15 protein-coding genes are annotated in these 17,724 nt (G+C 61.6%); 2 read left to right on the top strand and 13 right to left on the bottom strand.

Annotated features, from left to right (window positions below):
- Positions 1–78: 78 nt before the first annotated feature.
- From RTW82_RS07985 to ccoN (RTW82_RS07925), 13 genes are all read right to left on the bottom strand, one after another.
- Complete coding sequence (locus RTW82_RS07985) at positions 79–762, bottom strand: sulfite exporter TauE/SafE family protein (RefSeq protein ID WP_021222200.1); 684 nt, start codon at positions 760–762, stop codon at positions 79–81.
- Positions 755–991: a cbb3-type cytochrome oxidase assembly protein CcoS gene (ccoS, locus tag RTW82_RS07980; RefSeq protein ID WP_184488848.1), complete on the bottom strand. Its 237-nt coding sequence runs from the start codon at positions 989–991 to the stop codon at positions 755–757. The genes RTW82_RS07985 and ccoS overlap by 8 nt, the downstream gene beginning before the upstream one ends.
- 62 nt (positions 992–1,053) lie before the next feature.
- On the bottom strand, positions 1,054–3,453 hold the full coding sequence (locus RTW82_RS07975; RefSeq protein ID WP_316924786.1) for a heavy metal translocating P-type ATPase: 2,400 nt from the start codon (positions 3,451–3,453) through the stop codon (positions 1,054–1,056).
- Positions 3,454–3,463: 10 nt separating this feature from the next.
- Complete coding sequence (locus RTW82_RS07970; protein WP_184488846.1) at positions 3,464–3,964, bottom strand: FixH family protein; 501 nt, start codon at positions 3,962–3,964, stop codon at positions 3,464–3,466.
- Positions 3,965–3,978: 14 nt separating this feature from the next.
- On the bottom strand, positions 3,979–5,394 hold the full coding sequence (ccoG, locus tag RTW82_RS07965) for a cytochrome c oxidase accessory protein CcoG (RefSeq protein WP_021222196.1): 1,416 nt from the start codon (positions 5,392–5,394) through the stop codon (positions 3,979–3,981).
- A gap of 134 nt (positions 5,395–5,528) precedes the next feature.
- Complete coding sequence (gene ccoP / locus RTW82_RS07960; protein WP_021222195.1) at positions 5,529–6,503, bottom strand: cytochrome-c oxidase, cbb3-type subunit III; 975 nt, start codon at positions 6,501–6,503, stop codon at positions 5,529–5,531.
- Positions 6,500–6,688, bottom strand: a complete 189-nt coding sequence (locus RTW82_RS07955; protein WP_031288830.1) for a CcoQ/FixQ family Cbb3-type cytochrome c oxidase assembly chaperone — start codon at positions 6,686–6,688, stop codon at positions 6,500–6,502. The genes ccoP (RTW82_RS07960) and RTW82_RS07955 overlap by 4 nt, the downstream gene beginning before the upstream one ends.
- Before the next feature lie 5 nt (positions 6,689–6,693).
- Complete coding sequence (ccoO, locus tag RTW82_RS07950; RefSeq protein ID WP_043243475.1) at positions 6,694–7,305, bottom strand: cytochrome-c oxidase, cbb3-type subunit II; 612 nt, start codon at positions 7,303–7,305, stop codon at positions 6,694–6,696.
- Entirely contained in the window at positions 7,305–8,744 is a 1,440-nt protein-coding gene (ccoN, locus tag RTW82_RS07945) for a cytochrome-c oxidase, cbb3-type subunit I (RefSeq protein WP_031288829.1), read from the bottom strand. Before ccoN (RTW82_RS07945) ends, ccoO (RTW82_RS07950) begins: the two co-directional genes overlap by 1 nt.
- Positions 8,745–9,177: 433 nt before the next feature.
- Complete coding sequence (gene ccoP, locus RTW82_RS07940; protein ID WP_316924785.1) at positions 9,178–10,116, bottom strand: cytochrome-c oxidase, cbb3-type subunit III; 939 nt, start codon at positions 10,114–10,116, stop codon at positions 9,178–9,180.
- The gene (locus RTW82_RS07935; protein ID WP_021222190.1) at positions 10,113–10,298 is read right to left on the bottom strand and encodes a CcoQ/FixQ family Cbb3-type cytochrome c oxidase assembly chaperone; all 186 of its coding nucleotides are present in this window, start codon (positions 10,296–10,298) and stop codon (positions 10,113–10,115) included. The genes ccoP (RTW82_RS07940) and RTW82_RS07935 overlap by 4 nt, the downstream gene beginning before the upstream one ends.
- A 6-nt stretch (positions 10,299–10,304) precedes the next feature.
- Positions 10,305–10,916, bottom strand: coding sequence for a cytochrome-c oxidase, cbb3-type subunit II (gene ccoO / locus RTW82_RS07930; RefSeq protein WP_316924784.1), 612 nt, complete (start codon positions 10,914–10,916; stop codon positions 10,305–10,307).
- Positions 10,917–10,927: 11 nt separating this feature from the next.
- Complete coding sequence (gene ccoN / locus RTW82_RS07925) at positions 10,928–12,352, bottom strand: cytochrome-c oxidase, cbb3-type subunit I (RefSeq protein ID WP_021222188.1); 1,425 nt, start codon at positions 12,350–12,352, stop codon at positions 10,928–10,930.
- A 45-nt stretch (positions 12,353–12,397) separates the two neighbouring features.
- On the opposite strand from ccoN (RTW82_RS07925), the gene RTW82_RS07920 reads away from it, so the two are divergent.
- Complete coding sequence (locus RTW82_RS07920) at positions 12,398–13,081, top strand: alpha/beta fold hydrolase (RefSeq protein ID WP_410478767.1); 684 nt, start codon at positions 12,398–12,400, stop codon at positions 13,079–13,081.
- 407 nt (positions 13,082–13,488) lie between these two features.
- Positions 13,489–17,547 (top strand): P-loop NTPase fold protein, encoded by a 4,059-nt coding sequence (locus RTW82_RS07915; protein WP_316924782.1) that lies wholly within the window; start codon positions 13,489–13,491, stop codon positions 17,545–17,547.
- Positions 17,548–17,724: the final 177 nt, after the last annotated feature.

Genomic DNA, 17,724 nt, shown 5'->3' with positions numbered 1-17,724 from the left:
CCACAACTCGCCGCGCCAGACTTTCCAGCTTCCAGCTTCCAGCTTCCAGCTTCCAGCTTCCAGCTTCCAGCTTCGCTGTCAGTGCCCCATCAACCAATGCTGGTGCGGGCCGGGCAGGGTCCAGATGCCGAAGAGGATCACCAGCAGGCCGCCGGCGATGCGAATGCCGCGTTTGCGCAGCAGGGCGGTGATGCGTTCGGCGGCGAGGCCGGTGGCCAGCAGCACCGGCCAAGTGCCGAGGCCGAAGGCCAGCATCAGCAGGGCGCTTTCACTGGCCGAGCCCTGGCTGGCCGCCCACAGCAGGGTGCTATAGACCAGGCCGCAGGGCAGCCAGCCCCAGAGGGCGCCGAGCAGCAGCGCGCGGGGCAGTGTAGAAACCGGCAGCAGCTTGCTCGCCACCGGCTGGATATGACGCCAGAGGCCGCGCCCCAGCGCTTCGATGCGGGTCAGGCCGCTCCACCAGCCGGCCAGGTAGAGCCCCATGGTGATCAGCAGCAGTGCCGCGATCACCCGCAGCACCATGGCTGCCGGGCTGCTGGCCACGGCCCAGCCGGCCAGGCCGATGAGCAGGCCGGCGGTGGTGTAGCTGAGGATGCGGCCGAGGTTGTAGGCGATCAGCAGGCGGAAGCGTCGAGCACGTTGCTCCGGCGGGATGGCCAGGGTCAGGGCGCCCATCAGGCCGCCGCACATGCCGATGCAGTGGCCGCCCCCCAGCAGGCCGAGGATCAGCGCCGAAACCAGCAGGGGGGCCAGTTCAAGCACCGCGCTTGTCCTCGTCGTCGGGGCTTTCCTCGTTCTTGCGCTCGCCCTCGCTTTCGTCGGCTTCGACGATACCGGCCTTGTGGCCCGGGTCTTCGTCGTCGAAGAGGATGCTGTGGGCGGGGCCGTCGAGGTCGTCGTACTGGCCGCTGTCCACGGCCCAGAAGAACAGCCAGATGGCGAAGCCGACCAGGCCGATGGCGACGGGGATCAGGATGTATAACGCAGGCATCGGGGAATCTCGTTATGGAACCTGGGCGGTGGGTCGGAAGGGGAGGGCGCCCCGGCCGGCCTCTAGCTTCTGGCCAGCCGCAGGGCGTTGATCACCACCAGCAGCGAGCTGACCGACATGCCGAATGCGGCCCAGACCGGAGTGACCCAGCCCAGCGCCGCGAAGGGCAGAACCAGGCCATTGTACAGGGTCGCCCAGGCCAGGTTCTGGATGATGATGCGGCGCGTGCGACCGGCCACCGAGAGGGCCTGCACGAGGCTTTCCAGGCGGTTGGAGAGGAGTACGGCGTCGGCGCTGGTCTTGGCCAGGTCGGTGGCGCTGCCCATGGCGACGCTGATGTCGGCGCCGGCCAGGACCGGTACGTCGTTGACGCCGTCGCCCAGCATCAGCACGCGGCGGCCCTGCTGGTGCAGGTCGCGCAGCACGTCGAGCTTGGCGTCGGGGCTGAGGCCGCCACGGGCGTCGTCGATGCCGAGGCGGCGGGCAATCTCGTCGACCATCGGCGAGCTGTCGCCGGAGAGCAGCATCACCTGCCAGCCACGGGCGCGGCAGGCATCGAGCAGCAGCGGGGCGTCTTCGCGCAGGCGGTCATCCAGCACCAGCCAGGCCAGCGGGCCCTGTTCATTGCCGAGCAGCAGCCACTGGCCGTTGCTGCCGGGAATCTCCGGCTCGGCCCAGCCGCCCAGCTCGGCCACGAACGCAGCCTGGCCGATGCGCAGGCGCTGGCCGTCGACAAGGCCTTCGAGGCCCTTGCCGGGGACGTTCTCCACCTGTTCGGCGGGGCGTGGCGCGCGGCCGAAGGCGCGGGCGATGGGGTGCTCCGAACGGTTCTCCAGCGCGGCGGCCAGGGCCAGGCAGGCGTCGTTGTCGAGCGGGCCCAGGGGGTGGATGGCGCTGAGGGTGAGGCGGCCTTCGGTGAGGGTGCCGGTCTTGTCGAAGATCACCGTGTCGATCTGGTTCAGCCCCTCCAGCACGTGGCCACGGGTCAGCAGCAGGCCGAGTTTGTGCAGGCTGCCGGTGGCGGTGGTGAGTGCGGTGGGCGTGGCCAGTGCGAGGGCGCAGGGGCAGGTGGCGACCAGCAGCGAGAGGACGATCCAGAAGGCCCGCGACGGGTCGATCTGCCACCAGGCCAGGCCGACGGCGGCGGCGGCCAGCAGCACGATGATCAGGAACCATTGCGCGACCTTGTCGGCCAGTTCGGCGAGGCGCGGTTTGTCCGCCTGGGCGCGTTCCAGCAGGCGCACGATGGCGGAGAGGCGGGTCTGGTCGCCGAGTGCCTGCACTTCTAGGGTGAGCGGGCCTTCGACGTTGAGCGTGCCGGCGGTGACGGCGTCGCCGCGCCCGCGAGGCAGGGGCAGGTATTCACCGGTGAGCAGGGATTCGTCGACGCTGGACTGGCCTTCGAGGATCAGGCCGTCCGCCGGCATCAGTGCGCCCGGTGGCACCAGGACGCGATCGCCCACGGCCAGCTCGCCGAGGAGGATGCGCTGGCTCTGGCCGCTGGCGTCCAGGCGCAGGCAGGAGGCGGGCAGCAGGTTGACCAGTTGCGCGGTGGCGGCGGCGGTGCGCTCACGGGCGCGCCGTTCCAGGTAGCGGCCGGCAAGGAGGAACAGGGCGAACATGCCGACGGCGTCGAAGTACAGCTCGCCGATGCCGGTGATGGTGGACCAGATGCCGGCGGCATAGGCACCGCCGATGGCCAGGGACACCGAGACGTCCATGCTCAGGTGGCGGGTGCGCAGGTCGCGCAGGGCGCCACGGAAGAACTGGCCGCAGCAGTAGAAGACGATGGGCGTGGTGAGGAACAGGCTGACCCAGCGCAGGATCTTGTCCAGCTCCGGGCTCAGGTCGATGTTGAACTCGGGCCAGGTGGCCATGGCCGCCATCATCACCTGCATCCACAGCAGGCCGGCGACGCCGAGCTGGCGCATGGCGCGCTTGTTCTCGGCGGCCAGGCGCTCGGCGGCGTCATCGGCCTTGTAGGGGTGGCCGGCGTAGCCGATGCGGCGCAGTTCCTTGAGCAGCTCGCTGAGGGGCAGCTGGCTGTCGGCCCAGCGAACCTGCAGGCGGTGGTTGGACAGGTTGAGGCGTGCCTCGTCCACCCCGGGCAGGGTGCGCAGGTGCCGTTCGATCAGCCAGCCGCAGGCGGCACAGCTGATGCCTTCGATCAGCAGGCTGGTTTCGCTGAGTTCGCCCTGGTGCTGGACGAAGGGGCGCTGCACGTCCTCACGGTCGAACAGGGCCAGTTCGTCGGGGAGTGCGTTGGGCAGGGCTTCGGGGTTGGCGGCGGTTTCGCTGCGGTGGCGGTAGTAGCCTTCCAGGCCGCCGGCGACTATGGCCTCGGCCACGGCCTGGCAACCCGGACAGCACATGGCCCGCGTCTCACCGAGTACGCGGGCCTCGTAGGGGCTGCCGGAGGGCACCGGCAGGCCACAGTGGTAGCAGGATAGGGGCGCGGGCATGGGGCCTGGCTTATTCGCCCAGCAGGGTCACGCTGCCGTTCTCGAGGGTTTCTTCCTCGAACAGGCGCCAGTCCTGGCCATCTTCCTGGCCGATCAGCTCGACGAAGCGGCGGCCGCTGACCGAATCTTCCAGGTGGCCGCTGTACAGGTCACCGGATTGCGGTTGCAGCACGATGCGGCGGTCCTTCTCCTGCTGGGTGGGGGAGAGCAGGCTGAGCACCAGCTGTTGCGGGTGGCTGTTGCCGGTCAGGTTGACCTGCACCACGCCGCTCTGGTCATCCAGGCGCACCTGGGCCTTCATGCCGAGGCGCTTGGCCAGCTCCTCGCGCTCCAGCGAGGTGTTGATGCCCTTGCCGACGTCGTAGTAGTTGTCGACCACCAGGCTCGGCGGGTTTTGGATGGCGATCACCAGCATCGAGGTGCCCAGCACCACCGAGGTGCCGAGGATGCCGAGGATGAACCAGGGCCAGGGTTGCTTGTACCAGGGGCTTGCGGGAGATTCGGACTGCATGGGGATCTCGTTGTTCAGCGGACGCTGGGGCCGATGAAGCGGCTGTCGGCGTCGGTGGTTATGCTGGCGTCATCGACCGAGCGGACCCGGAAGAGAATGTTGTTGGTGCTGGAGGGGAGTTTCTCCGGGTCGATGGACAGTTCCACCGGCACCGAGAGCACTTCGCCCGCTTCCGTCCTGACCTGGGTCTTGCCTTCGTAGACGAGGCCGTCGAGGCCTTCGGCTTCGATGGTGAAGACCTGGTCCTTCTGGGCCTTGTTCATGATCTTCAGGGTGTAGACGTTCTCGATGCGACCCTGCTCGTTCTCGCGGTACAGGACGCGGTCCTTGATCACGTCCAGTTCCACCAGCGAGCGGGCGGCGACGGCGTAACCGAACAGGCCGATCATCGCAACGAGCGCGGCAGCGTACCCGATCAGCCTTGGGCGCATGAGCTTGGTTTGCTGCCCGTTCAGGTTGTGTTCAGTCGTGTAGCTGATCAGCCCCTTGGGATAGTTCATCTTCTCCATGATGCTGTCGCAGGCGTCGATGCAGGCGGCGCAGCCGATGCACTCGATCTGCAGGCCGTCGCGGATGTCGATGCCGGTGGGGCAGACCTGGACGCACATGGTGCAGTCGATGCAATCACCAAGGCCCTGGGCCTTGTAGTCGACGTTCTTCTTGCGCGGGCCACGGGATTCGCCGCGGCGTGGATCGTAGGAGACGATCAGGGTGTCCTTGTCGAACATCACGCTCTGGAAGCGCGCATAGGGGCACATGTAGATGCACACCTGCTCGCGCAGCCAGCCCGCGTTGCCGTAGGTGGCCAGGGTGAAGAAGCCGACCCAGAAATAGGCCCAGCCATCGGCGTTGCCGGTGAAGAGGTCGATCACCAGTTCGCGGATGGGGGTGAAGTAGCCGACGAAGGTGACGCCGGTGACGAAGCCGATCAGCAGCCAGAGGCTGTGCTTGGCGGATTTGCGCATGAGCTTGGCGCCGCTCATGGGCGTCTTGTCCAGCTTCATTCGCTGGTTGCGGTCGCCTTCGGTGACCTTCTCGCACCACATGAAGATCCAGGTCCAGACGCTCTGCGGGCAGGTATAGCCGCACCAGACGCGACCGGCGAAGACGGTGATGAAGAACAGGCCGAAGGCGCAGATGATCAGGAGCCACGACAGCAGGACGAAGTCCTGGGGCCAGAAGGTGGCGCCGAAGATGTAGAACTTGCGCTCGGGGAGGTTCCACCAGACGGCTTGCCGGTCGTTCCAGCTCAGCCAGACGGTACCGAAGTAGAGCAGGAAGAGGAGGGCGCCGCCTGCCATGCGCAGGTTGCGGAAGATGCCGGTGAAGGCGCGGGTGTAGATCTTTTCACGGCTGGCGTAGAGGTCGGTGTTGGCACCGCTCTTGGCCGGGGGAGGGGTAATGTTCTGGACGGGGATCTGTTCGCTCATCTACTCGTACCACGACGGTTGGGGCTTGCCCCGATCAGTGCGTGCCGAACGGGATCTTTTTTGCCTGCCGCATATGGTACGCCTCATAGCAGCCTGCCATGTGCGACAGTGCGTCGCGCATGGCAGGCTCGGCGTTACTTGCTTTCGGTCTCTGCGGCGTTCTTGTGCGACAGACTGTAGACGTAGGCGGCAAGCAGGTGAACCTTGTCGTTGCCCAGGTGTTCTTCCTGAGCCGGCATGGTGCCCTGGCGGCCGTAACGAATGGTCTGCTGCAGCTGAGCGAAGCTGCTGCCGTAGATGAACGCGCCCGGGTGGGTCAGGTTCGGTGCGCCCATTGCCGGGGTGCCCTTGCCTTCCGGACCGTGGCACGCCACGCAGTTGGCAGCGAAGATCGCCTTGCCGGCTTCCGGATTGGCGTTGGCGTCCTTCGGCAGGTCGCGGCCATCCAGGGTCACGCGGACGAAGGCGGCGACATCACGTACGCCTTGTTCGCCGATGACTTCGCCCCAGGCCGGCATGATGCCGTGGCGGCCGCCAAGGATGGTGGCCTTGATGGTTTCGGCCTCACCGCCCCAGCGCCAGTCGGCGTCGGTCAGGTTGGGGAAACCATAGGAGCCCTTGGCGTCGGAACCGTGGCAGACCGAGCAGTTGGAAGCGAACAGGCGACCACCCATTTTCAGGGCTTTCTCGTCCTTGGCCACTTCCTCGATCGGCATGGCAGCGTACTTCTGGAACAGCGGGCCGTATTGCTTGTCGGCCTTGTCCATTTCCTTTTCCCACTGGTGGACACCGGTCCAGCCGGGCTGGCCGTCAGCGAAGGGCTTGCCTTCGGTGACTGTGCTGTAGCCGGGGAAGATGCCTTTCCAGTTGCCCATGCCCGGGTACAGGACCAGGTAGCCGACGGCGAAAATCAGGGTGCCGACGAACAGCATGAACCACCACTTGGGCAGCGGGTTGTCATATTCCTCGATACCGTCGAAGGCGTGGCCGACGGTTTCTTCGGTGCTTTCCTGGCGCTGGCCTTTGCGGGTGGCAAAGATCAGCACGGTCAGCGCCACCAGTGTGGCGCTGGTGAGCAGGGTTACGTACCAACTCCAGAACGTGGTCATTCGCTCTTACTCCTAGAAGCTTCTTCGTCGCTCTTGGTGTTCGCTGGCTTGTCGTCTGCGAAGGGCAGGTTGGCAGCTTCGTCGAAGCTGTCCTTGCGCTTGCTGTTGTACGCCCAGAGCACGACGCCGATGAAGGCGACGAACACCAGGATGGTTCCCAGCCCGCGGAGAGTCTGGATATCCATCATGCTTACCGTTTGTTCTTGATCGAGGTGCCAAGGCCTTGAAGGAACGCGACCAGCGCGTCCATCTCGGTCTTGCCCTTGACTGCGTCTTTGGCGCCGGCGATGTCATCGTCGGTGTAGGGCACGCCTACGGTACGGAGAGCTTCCATCTTGGCGGCAGTGTGCTTGCCGTCGAGTTTGTTCTCCACCAGCCACGGGTAGGACGGCATCTTCGATTCCGGTACCACGTTGCGCGGGTTGTACAGGTGCGCGCGGTGCCAGTCGTCGGAGTAGCGGCCGCCTACGCGGGCCAGGTCCGGACCGGTACGCTTGGAGCCCCACAGGAAGGGGTGGTCCCAGACGCTTTCGCCGGCAACGGAGTAGTGACCATAACGCTCGGTCTCGGCACGGAACGGACGGACCATCTGCGAGTGGCAGCCAACGCAGCCTTCGCGGATGTAGATGTCACGGCCTTCGAGTTCCAGCGCGGTGCGCGGCTTCATGCCTTCGACCGGGGTGTTGGTGACGTCCTGGAAGAACAGCGGAACGATCTGCACCAGACCACCGATGCTCACGGCGATGACCATGAACAGCGCCAGCAGACCTACGTTCTTCTCGACTAATTCGTGTTGCTTCATTAGTGAGCTCCTTGCGGAATCTGGGCAGCGGCTTCGTATTCGGACGGCTTGGCGGCACGCACGGTGCGCCAGGTGTTATAGGCCATCAGCAGCATGCCGGTGACGAAGAACGCGCCGCCGATCATGCGTACCAGGTAACCGGCATGGCTGGCTTCCAGCGCTTCGACGAAGGAGTAGGTGAGGGTGCCGTCTTCGTTGACCGCACGCCACATCAGGCCTTGGGTGATGCCGTTGACCCACATCGAGGCGATGTAGAGAACGGTACCGATGGTGGCCAGCCAGAAGTGGGCGTTGATCAGACCGACGCTGTGCATCTGCTCGCGACCGAAGACCTTCGGAATCAGGTGGTACAGCGAACCGATGGAGATCATCGCTACCCAACCGAGGGCGCCGGCGTGTACGTGGCCGATGGTCCAGTCGGTGTAGTGGGAAAGGGCGTTGACGGTCTTGATCGCCATCATCGGGCCTTCGAAGGTGGACATGCCGTAGAAGGCCAGGGAAACCACCAGGAAGCGCAGGATGGGGTCGCTGCGCAGCTTATGCCAGGCGCCCGACAGGCTCATCATGCCGTTGATCATGCCGCCCCAGCTCGGAGCCAGCAGAATCAGGGACATCGCCATGCCCAGGGACTGGGCCCAATCCGGCAGAGCGGTGTAGTGCAGGTGGTGCGGACCGGCCCAGATGTACAGGGTGATCAGCGCCCAGAAGTGCACGATGGATAGGCGATAGGAGTAGATCGGACGCTCGGCCTGTTTCGGAACGAAGTAGTACATCATCCCCAGGAAGCCGGTGGTCAGGAAGAAGCCCACGGCGTTGTGGCCGTACCACCACTGGATCATCGCGTCGGTCGCGCCGGCGTACACGGAGTACGACTTGAAGGCGTAGACCGGGATTTCCGCGCTGTTGACGATGTGCAGCAGTGCAGTCACCAGGATGAAGGCGCCGAAGAACCAGTTGCCCACATAGATGTGCTTGGTCTTGCGCTTGACGATGGTGCCGAAGAACACGATTGCGTAAGTGACCCAGACGATCCCCAGGAGGATGTCGATCGGCCACTCGAGCTCAGCGTATTCCTTGGAGGAGGTGTAACCCAGGGGCAGTGTGATCACTGCCAGCACGATCACGGCTTGCCAGCCCCAGAACGTGAAGGCTGCCAATCCATCGGAAATCAGCCGGGCCTGGCAGGTACGTTGCACCACGTAGTAGGACGTGGCGAACAGGGCGCAACCACCGAAGGCGAAGATCACCGCGTTGGTATGCAAGGGGCGCAGACGGCCGAAGCTGGTCCACGGAAGGTTCAGGTTGAGTTCCGGCCACACGAGTTGTGCGGCGATGAACACGCCTAGACCCATCCCAATGACCCCCCAGATCACCGTCATAACGGCGAACTGGCGGACCACCTTATAGTTATAAGCAGTCTGACTGATTGCTGTGCTCATGCTAGGGGTTCCACGGTTAATGGAGTTTTTCGGGGGACAAAAAAGCGGCGGCAGTATGGAGAAAGAGGGTAGTCATTGCAACGACACATGCCGACACAATCACCCTTTCAGAGCCCTCGGGGCAAGGATTCCAGCCGGGTCGCCCGGGGTCTGGTGGAGCACTTCGAACCGGGGGCGAGGAGGGGGAACCGCCTTGTCCTCATGACCGATGAGGATTATTCAGCAGCGTAGACGATGAGCTTTGAGGGGGAAGGCAGCTGGTCGGGAGGGGTGCGACATTGGGTCGCACTATATATAAGGAGGGGCTGGGGAGGGGTGGACACATCCTTGTGTCCGTGTTGCCCGTCTTGCGTTGGGCTGCCTTTGCGCGGCTCCGTCCGGTGCCTTTCGGTCCGGCCGGTGTGGCGACGCCTCCTTGCGTCGCCGGTTCGGATCACTCGCTGGCTACTTTCTCGCCGTCCTTGCGGGACAGGCTGTACACGTAGGCGGCAAGGATGTGCACCTTGTCCTGACCGAGGTATTGCTCCTGGGCAGGCATCTGGCCGTTGCGGCCGTAGCGGATGGTCTGTTGCAGTTGGGCCAGGCTGGAACCGTAAATCCAGGCGGCCGGTTGGGTCAGGTCCGGCGCACCCATGGCTGCAGTGCCGTGGCCTTCTTGGCCGTGGCAGGCGGTGCAGGTGGTGGCGAACATGGCTTTACCGGCTTCCACGTCGGCTTTCACATCGTCCGGCAGCTTCAGGCCGGCCAGGTCCTGGCGAACATAGGCTGCGACGTTCTTCACGCCTTCATCACCCAGCACTTCACCCCAGGCCGGCATGGCAGCCATGCGACCGTGGAGGATGGTGGTCTTGATGGTTTCGGCGTCGCCGCCCCAGCGCCAGCTGCTGTCAGCCAGGTTGGGGAAGCCCACTGCGCCCTTGGCGTCCGAGCCGTGGCAGATGGAGCAGTAGGTGGCGAACAGGCGGCCGCCCATTTTCATGGCTTGCGGGTCCTGGGCGACGGCTTCCAGCGACATGGCCGAGTACTTGGCGAAGATCGGGCCGTACTGTGCGTTGGCCTTGTCCACTTCACGCTGCCACTGCTTCTCCTGGGTCCAGCCACCTTCGTAGCCGGGGAACAGGCCGGTCCAGTTGCCCAGGCCGGGGTAGAGCACCATGTAGCCGATGGCGAAGACGATGGTGCCCACGAACAGCATGAACCACCATTTGGGCAGCGGGTTGTCGTACTCCTCGATACCGTCGAAGGCATGGCCCATGGTCTTGTCGACCGTGCCCTTGGCCTCGCCCTTGCGGGTGGCGAACACCAGCCAGAGCAGCGCCACCAGGGTGAAGAGGGTGAGCAGGGTTATGTACCAGCTCCAGAAAGTGGTCATTCGTGTGTGCTCCTAGAAACATTCCGGTCTTGCAGGCTGGGCTCGGCGTCATCACCGAAAGGCAGCAGCGCGGCTTGCTCGAAGTCAGCCTTGCGCCGGCCGCTGTAGGCCCAGCAGAACACCCCGATCATCGCGACCAGCACCAGCAAGGTGCCGAGGCCGCGCAGTATTCCAACGTCCATGGCGCCTTACCTCTTGGTCTTCAGGCTGGTGCCGAGCACCTGCAGGTAGGCGACCAGGGCGTCCATCTCGGTCTTGTCCTTGACCGCCTCGGAGGCACCGGCGATGTCCTCGTCGGTGTAGGGCACGCCCAGGGTCTTCATGGCGCTGAGCTTGGCGGCGGTGTCCTTGCCGTCGAGTCTGTTCTCCACCAGCCACGGGTAGGCCGGCATCTTCGACTCCGGTACCACGTTGCGCGGGTTGTAGAGGTGCGCGCGGTGCCAGTCGTCCGAGTAGCGGGCGCCAACACGGGCCAGGTCCGGGCCGGTACGCTTGGAACCCCACAGGAAGGGGTGGTCCCAGACGCTTTCGCCGGCGACGGAGTAGTGGCCGTAACGCTCGGTCTCGGCACGGAACGGACGGATCATCTGCGAGTGGCAGCCAACGCAGCCTTCACGGATGTAGATGTCGCGACCTTCCAGTTGCAGCGCGGTGTAGGGCTTCATGCCTTCGACCGGGGTGTTGGTGACGTCCTGGAAAAACAGCGGGACGATCTGTACCAGACCGCCGATGCTGACTGCCAGGATCATGAACAACGCCATCAGGCCGACGTTTTTCTCGATGACTTCATGCTTTTTCATCTATCGATTCCTCAGGCGATCTGGGCGATGGCGTCGTATTCGGCCGGCTTGGCAGCCTTCACGGTGCGCCAGGTGTTGTAAGCCATGAGGAGCATGCCGCTGAGGAAGATCGCGCCGCCGATCATGCGCACCACGAAGCCGGGGTGGCTGGCTTCAAGCGCTTCGACGAAGGAGTAGGTCAGGGTGCCGTCCTCGTTCACTGCGCGCCACATCAGGCCCTGGGCGATGCCGTTGACCCACATCGAGGCGATGTAGAGAACGGTGCCGATGGTGGCCAGCCAGAAGTGGGCGTTGATCAGGCCGACGCTGTGCATCTGCTCGCGACCGAAGACCTTCGGGATCAGGTGATACAGCGAGCCGATGGACACCATGGCGACCCAGCCGAGGGCACCGGCGTGTACGTGGCCGATGGTCCAGTCGGTGTAGTGGGAGAGGGCGTTGACGGTCTTGATGGCCATCATCGGGCCTTCGAAGGTGGACATGCCGTAGAAGGCCAGGGAGACCACCAGGAAGCGCAGGATCGGATCGTCGCGCAGCTTATGCCAGGCGCCCGACAGGGTCATCATGCCGTTGATCATGCCGCCCCAGCTCGGAGCCAGCAGAATCAGCGACATCACCATGCCCAGGCTCTGCGCCCAGTCCGGCAGCGCGGTGTAGTGCAGGTGGTGCGGGCCGGCCCAGATGTAGACCGCGATCAGCGCCCAGAAGTGGACGATGGACAGGCGGTAGGAGTAGACCGGGCGACCGGCTTGCTTCGGAACGAAGTAGTACATCATCCCCAGGAAGCCGGCGGTCAGGAAGAAGCCCACGGCGTTGTGGCCGTACCACCACTGGATCATCGCATCGGTCGCACCCGCATAGAGCGAGTAGGACTTGGTCAGGGTGACCGGGATCTCCAGGTTGTTCACCACGTGGAGAATGGCCACGGTGAGGATGAAGCCACCGAAGAACCAGTTACCGACGTAGATGTGCTTGGTCTTGCGCTTCATCACCGTGCCGAAGAACACGGCGGCATAGCTGACCCAGACGATGGTGATGAGGAGGTCGATCGGCCATTCCAGCTCGGCGTATTCCTTGGAGCTGGTGAAACCCAGCGGCAGGCTTACGGCGGCCAGGACGATCACCAGTTGCCAACCCCAGAAGGTGAAGGCAGCGAGTTTGTCCGAGACCAGGCGGGTCTGGCAGGTGCGTTGGACGGCGTAGTAGGAGGTGGCGAACAATGCGCAACCACCGAACGCGAAGATCACCGCGTTGGTGTGCAAGGGTCGCAAGCGCCCAAAGCTGGTCCAGGGCAGGTTGAAGTTGAGCTCCGGCCAGGCTAGCTGGGCAGCTATGAGAACGCCGAGCCCCATCCCGACGATTCCCCAGACCACCGTCATAATGGCGAACTGGCGGACCACCTTGTAGTTGTAGGCGGTACTGACTGCTGTGTTCATGTTTGTGGGCTTCCGTACACGGTTTCTTGGAATTGCGTGCGAAGCATGGTGAAAGCCCCTTCAAGTCCTATTGATTTGGATCAACGGACGCCGTCCACCGGAGATTTCCCTATGTTGTTGTGGAACCGGCCTTCGGGCCCTATCGAGAGCACATTGGTGCTGGCCCATGGTGCGGGGGCGCCGATGGACAGCGCCTTCATGGACGACATGGCGCAAAAGCTTGCCGCGCGCGGCATTGCGGTGGTTCGTTTCGAGTTTCCCTACATGGCTGCGCGGCGTGAGGACGGGCGCAAGCGCCCGCCGAATCCCCAGGGGCAATTGCTCGATCACTGGCGTGCCGTGCATGCCGAGGTGCGACAGCAAGTCACGGGGCAATTGGCCATTGGTGGCAAATCCATGGGCGGTCGCATGGCCAGCCTGCTGGCCGACGAGCTGGGCGCGGATGCGCTGGTCTGCCTGGGGTATCCCTTCTATGCCGCCGGCAAACCGGAGAAACCCCGGGTCGCGCACCTGGCCGAACTGAACACCCCGACCCTGATCATCCAGGGCGAGCGTGACGCCCTCGGCGACCGCACCGCCGTCAGCGGCTATGACCTGTCACCGTCGATCCGGCTGCACTGGCTGACCTCGGGCGATCACGACCTCAAGCCGCTCAAGGCCTCCGGCTTCACCCATGAGCAGCACCTGGACAGCGCTGCAGGGGAGATTGCGAATTTCCTGAGGGGCTGATCGACCAGGCCAGCCTGCTCGAGGCATGTGGGCTGGTCAGCATCATCGCCGGCTACGCGCGGACCTTCGTCCTGCTCAACCCGTTCGACAGCGAACGGCTCGCTCGTGATGGCTTCGTCGAAGAGATCCGCTATGTGATGGATCCGACGGAGAGCCGTGAGGAGATCGCAATCTTAGAAGGCGGACCTGATGAAAAGTTGTGAAGCCAGTGAGCTGTTCGGCCATTAGCAGCCGGTCGAGGACCATCGTTGTAGCCAGTAAGTGGCTCGACTTTTAGCTTGAAGCAATTTGGTTCTGTAGGCGCGTTGGGCCACCTCAAGCCGCCTAGAAATCCACCCTCTACATCAAGTAGGCTCATAGCAATGGTGGCCCCCAGCCATTAATCGCAGATGAAGGGAGCGTGGTGTATGCAGGGCGCACATGATTCGATGCCGGCTGTGCTTGATCGGCAGATTTCCACTGAAAAACAAGATGCTTTTGGCCATAGGCACTTTGCTCAAGCCCTGCGAAGCTTGGTCGAGTCTGAGCACCATACGCCTCCATTCAGTATCGGACTGCTGGGCGGGTGGGGGACAGGCAAAAGCTCTATCAAAGAGCTATACATTCGCGGCTTAGAAGACGATGCATCGAAATCGGCGGGCGGTGAGCCTAGGATGCATCGCTTCAAGAGCATCACTTTTAATGCTTGGCGCTTCGGGGGTAAAGACCAGGACATTAAGCGTGCACTTCTTCGGCATGTATTTCTGGAGCTGGGTGGAGACGAGCAGGCGCTACATGACAGGTTATTCCGAAATGTGACCCGTTCGGAGGAACAGTGGAAAGGTGTGAAGGAATACACAAGCCAATTATGGCGCGCTTGGGCAATGCCTCTTCCGGCCTTTTTAGTTGCGATGCTGTTTCTGATTGGCTTGATCGTAATCGGGCTAAAAATCCTGCCTTGGGATACTCCCTACGTACAGTCTACTTTCGTTCTCGCTATCTCCGGGGCCTATAGCTATCTACTCAAGCACCTTAAGCCTTCAAAGGTCGACAGTTACAGGTCGATAACGAAGGTGTCGCTGCCTAGCGCGAGCACTGAGCAGTACGAGGAGATGCTGCTTGAGCAGTTGAAGACCTTCAAACAACGAGCGGGTTTGCTGAAGCGGGCAGAGGCCTGCGAGCGCCTCGTTATCTTCGTAGACGACCTGGATCGGCTCTCTGCAGAGGAAATGGTGTTAGGCCTGGATGCCGTAAGGGCATTTATGGAGATCCCACCGGACAAGCTTCCTCTAGGTCTTGGGCTTGTTTTCGTGATTTCGTGTGATGAAGCCAAGGTTGCATACGCTCTAGCACACGGGCGAGGAAATCCTGAGCAACCTGGTACTGTGTTTACGCATACTGATGCGCGCCGCTATCTAGATCGAATCTTTCAGTTCCGCTTGGAGATTCCACCACCTCCTCGCAGCGATATGCGGAAGTTCGCGCTCTCCCATCTTTCATCATTCGACAAAATCGTTGCCGACTTAAAGGAACGTGGCTCAAGTTCTGAACAAGTAATCGATCGAATGATCCATGTGGGTGTTATTGACCCTCGGAACGCTCTTCAGATCGTAAATGCATTTGCGCAGTCGTGGTGGCTGGCTAAGCGTCGCGAAGTGGAAGGAAGCGCTGGAGATCTGCCAGGCGGATTGCACGAGCATGCTGTGACAGGGCACCCGATTTCATTAGGTGCACTAAGTGCCGCGCGCGTGAGCTTCCCTGACTTCTATCGTGATCTTCAGGATGACCCACAGCTACTCAACAGACTGACTGCCATTCTTGTTAATGGTGACTCGGTGATGGAGCAGCCGATTGAGGCTCAGCCGCTGCTTCTCAAACGCTATGTCACATACGACAACGGTCTGACAAAAGTACGGGACGGCTGCAGGGAGTTGCGGCAGTTTCTTGCGAGCCTCGTGGGTGTTCGGTGGCCTGACTCACTACAGAGCTTACTACTGCTTTCCGAGGACCCAATCAGTCGGAAATTTGGTGCAGGCGCCAGTGCTCTGCATGGTCTGTTGATGTCCGGAGATACAAAAGGCGTCATTGAGTTTCTATCGCCGCGGGCAGATAAAGTGGTGCTCAGTGAGGATCAAGCGCACCTACTTCACCAGATGATTAGCGACCTGCATCTTGAGACACTGAGCCGTAGGCACAACGCTTTGCGGGTCATAGCGAATCTCCTGGAGTATCTACCTGAGCGCACGCGGCGCTTAATTCTAGGGCCGCTGTGCACTGAGTTGGCAGCATCCATCGATCTGAGATCTATGGTAGGGCTGCCCAAGATCGATCGTGTATTGGAAAGTGCCAACACTCAGGAGCAGCGCCAGATAGCGGCGGAGCTGATCGATGACCTGCTCACCACCAATCGTAAGATTGAGTTCATGCGCGAAACGATGCAGAGCCCGAACCTCAACGAGGCCAAAGATCTTGTGCTTCAGGCATCTGCAATTGTTTTGAAGGTTCGACAAAAAAGTGGCTTGCCGGCCAAGCAAGATCGAGCACTAATCGAATGGCTCAAGGTTCGTGATCTCAATACAGGCACTACCCCTTATAACTTCGGCTTTGGCCAGCTCGAAGAGTGGATAAAAAACTATGAAGACATGCTCCTGAGCATGTTGGGTAATGACTACGCATTGCTCCTTGCTACCGAGGTTGAGGCAGGGCGTGGTGCTGACATCGACCTGATCGCAGCCGCGCAGCGCATTGATAGATTGTTTGCTGGCCTCGCACAGGCTGGCGAGCAGAGTCGCGCAGCACTTTGGCCTCTAGTGAAGCAGTATCTGGCGTTACCAACAGTTGAACTGCAAGGGTGCGCACTGACCTTACTGGAGCAGTCACAGCAATTCGCCGACACGAAGCCTTTATCTAATTGCTTGATTGGCATCTCCGATATCCTAATCACTCATCCAGAACCAACAGTGGATTACAAACGTGGCTTCCGGCTGCTGTTGAATATCGCGTCCTCACGGTTTGGTGATCTGACTGCGGAGGCAAAATCTAAACTTGGCGCCTTAGCAAGCAATTTGGCGACTGGGCCCAGTTACGAAGACGACGCTGTGGCCTTGTACGAAGGAGTCATTCTCCGAGACGACGGATTGGTATCAGACGTAGGCTCACAGTGGGTTTCAACGTTCGGAGATACCCTCACCGCGAATTGCAGCGCAGCTCTTTACCGCTCCTTTGCTAGGTTGCCCGGGGCGGTGAAAGCAAAAATTTCAGCATACTTCGATAGCGGATTTACCTCCTCCACCCCTCCGGAAAATTTTGATGCGCTGTATTCGATGGCAGTTCAAGAAATTCCGGCGAATTGCTGGAGCTCTGGCGAGCTCAAAACGCATTTGAACCAGGCTTTGGCTGGTCTTCATACAAAAGTCAGCAGTGCCGTGACTACCTTGGAATCTCTACTGCCAGGACTTTCGAAGGTTTACCACTATGCAGACCCGGCCACGGTGGGGGCTAGCCTGCATAACACGTTCTCCAATGCCAGTAGCTATCCCGCCCAATGCAACGTGCTGCACCAGTACTTTGCAGGAACCTGGCCAACCAGCGAGGAGGTTCAGTCAGGCTACAACCCGCAAGTCATCTTCGACGCTGCAACTCAGCTAGCAAGACAATACCCTGCGGAGGCCAAGCACGGACTGCTGCACTCGCTCGAGTCAATTCTTAGCGCTGGCCTCGTAGGTGCCGAGAATGGCGCAATATTGAGTGAGGTGGCATGCATCATTTGGCACAACCACCCGGTCGAAGCAGAGAGTTTCCTCACACGCACCACCGTAGCACTGTCAGCAGATCAGCTCGCCAAGCTGCCCGATGTTATCCATTGGAGTGAGGCGCACGAAGTGGAGTGGTTGAAAAATGTCTGGGCGAACGCTGCGAAAAATCAGAGTCCGCCAGAACGGCTAGCAGCAACACTTCAAATCGTTGCGAAGGGACCAATAGGTACGAGTGATCTTCCTGATCAAGGTCTTACATTGTGGGCGTTATCGCTAGGTGCGGCAGCCTATGAGGTGTTCAAGCAGTCGGTACTGAGTACAGAGGTTGCTGATCAAGGGAGGCGCCGCCTTTGGCGGCAACTATTGTCGCTCAGAACTGTGCAGCCCCCCCAGGAGCTGATCGATCTGGCGACCAATATCCTTGCATTGCCCTCTGCGCCGGAGGCGGCCGACGCCGTCAGTGAGGATTTGAAGCAGCTGTGCTCGCTGATAACAGATCAGGACATTCGTTACCGCTCGGCAACAGCCTTACTGAACTGTCTTCCCCAATGCCCCTCAATGGCGATAAAGGCGAGCCTCGCACAGCTGGCATTTCAGCTAGGCAGCCAGGCGGTACTTCGGGATGTCGACGCTGCTAATTTGAGTCAGCAAGATTTCGAGGTTATTGAAGGTAAATTCGGAAAAGGTCGCGAGCTCAGCAAGCTCCAAAAGCGCTTCGGGGAAAGTAGATAGCTACTTGAGGGAGGGAGCAAGTTCAGCCTAGTAGTCAACCGGTGGGGCCTATTTCTAATTGGCTGCTTCTGGCCGTTAGCTGCCCTTTATGATCAACCACAAACAGCGAATGGAGTCGCAAAAACTACAAGCAAGGAGCCCTCTCCTTGCCTCTGACGTCGTGTCTGATACAGCTGA

It is taken from the genome of Pseudomonas sp. zfem005 (genome assembly GCF_032621735.1).
Taxonomy (GTDB): Bacteria; Pseudomonadota; Gammaproteobacteria; order Pseudomonadales; family Pseudomonadaceae; genus Metapseudomonas; species Metapseudomonas solani.
Note: the sequence above shows the minus strand (reverse complement) of the source record. Positions and strands in the feature narration are given on the sequence as shown.

What these genes read in the sequence shown, in the direction of transcription:
- ccoS (WP_184488848.1), bottom strand. Translation starts at nt 991, where the DNA reads ATGCCTGCGTTATACATCCTGATCCCCGTCGCCATCGGCCTGGTCGGC.
- RTW82_RS07975 (WP_316924786.1), bottom strand. Translation starts at nt 3,453, where the DNA reads ATGCCCGCGCCCCTATCCTGCTACCACTGTGGCCTGCCGGTGCCCTCC.
- RTW82_RS07970 (WP_184488846.1), bottom strand. Translation starts at nt 3,964, where the DNA reads ATGCAGTCCGAATCTCCCGCAAGCCCCTGGTACAAGCAACCCTGGCCC.
- ccoG (WP_021222196.1), bottom strand. Translation starts at nt 5,394, where the DNA reads ATGAGCGAACAGATCCCCGTCCAGAACATTACCCCTCCCCCGGCCAAG.
- ccoP (WP_021222195.1), bottom strand. Translation starts at nt 6,503, where the DNA reads ATGACCACGTTCTGGAGTTGGTACGTAACCCTGCTCACCAGCGCCACA.
- RTW82_RS07955 (WP_031288830.1), bottom strand. Translation starts at nt 6,688, where the DNA reads ATGGATATCCAGACTCTCCGCGGGCTGGGAACCATCCTGGTGTTCGTC.
- ccoO (WP_043243475.1), bottom strand. Translation starts at nt 7,305, where the DNA reads ATGAAGCAACACGAATTAGTCGAGAAGAACGTAGGTCTGCTGGCGCTG.
- ccoN (WP_031288829.1), bottom strand. Translation starts at nt 8,744, where the DNA reads ATGAGCACAGCAATCAGTCAGACTGCTTATAACTATAAGGTGGTCCGC.
- ccoP (WP_316924785.1), bottom strand. Translation starts at nt 10,116, where the DNA reads ATGACCACTTTCTGGAGCTGGTACATAACCCTGCTCACCCTCTTCACC.
- RTW82_RS07935 (WP_021222190.1), bottom strand. Translation starts at nt 10,298, where the DNA reads ATGGACGTTGGAATACTGCGCGGCCTCGGCACCTTGCTGGTGCTGGTC.
- ccoO (WP_316924784.1), bottom strand. Translation starts at nt 10,916, where the DNA reads ATGAAAAAGCATGAAGTCATCGAGAAAAACGTCGGCCTGATGGCGTTG.
- ccoN (WP_021222188.1), bottom strand. Translation starts at nt 12,352, where the DNA reads ATGAACACAGCAGTCAGTACCGCCTACAACTACAAGGTGGTCCGCCAG.
- RTW82_RS07920 (WP_410478767.1), top strand. Translation starts at nt 12,398, where the DNA reads ATGGTGAAAGCCCCTTCAAGTCCTATTGATTTGGATCAACGGACGCCG.
- RTW82_RS07915 (WP_316924782.1), top strand. Translation starts at nt 13,489, where the DNA reads ATGCAGGGCGCACATGATTCGATGCCGGCTGTGCTTGATCGGCAGATT.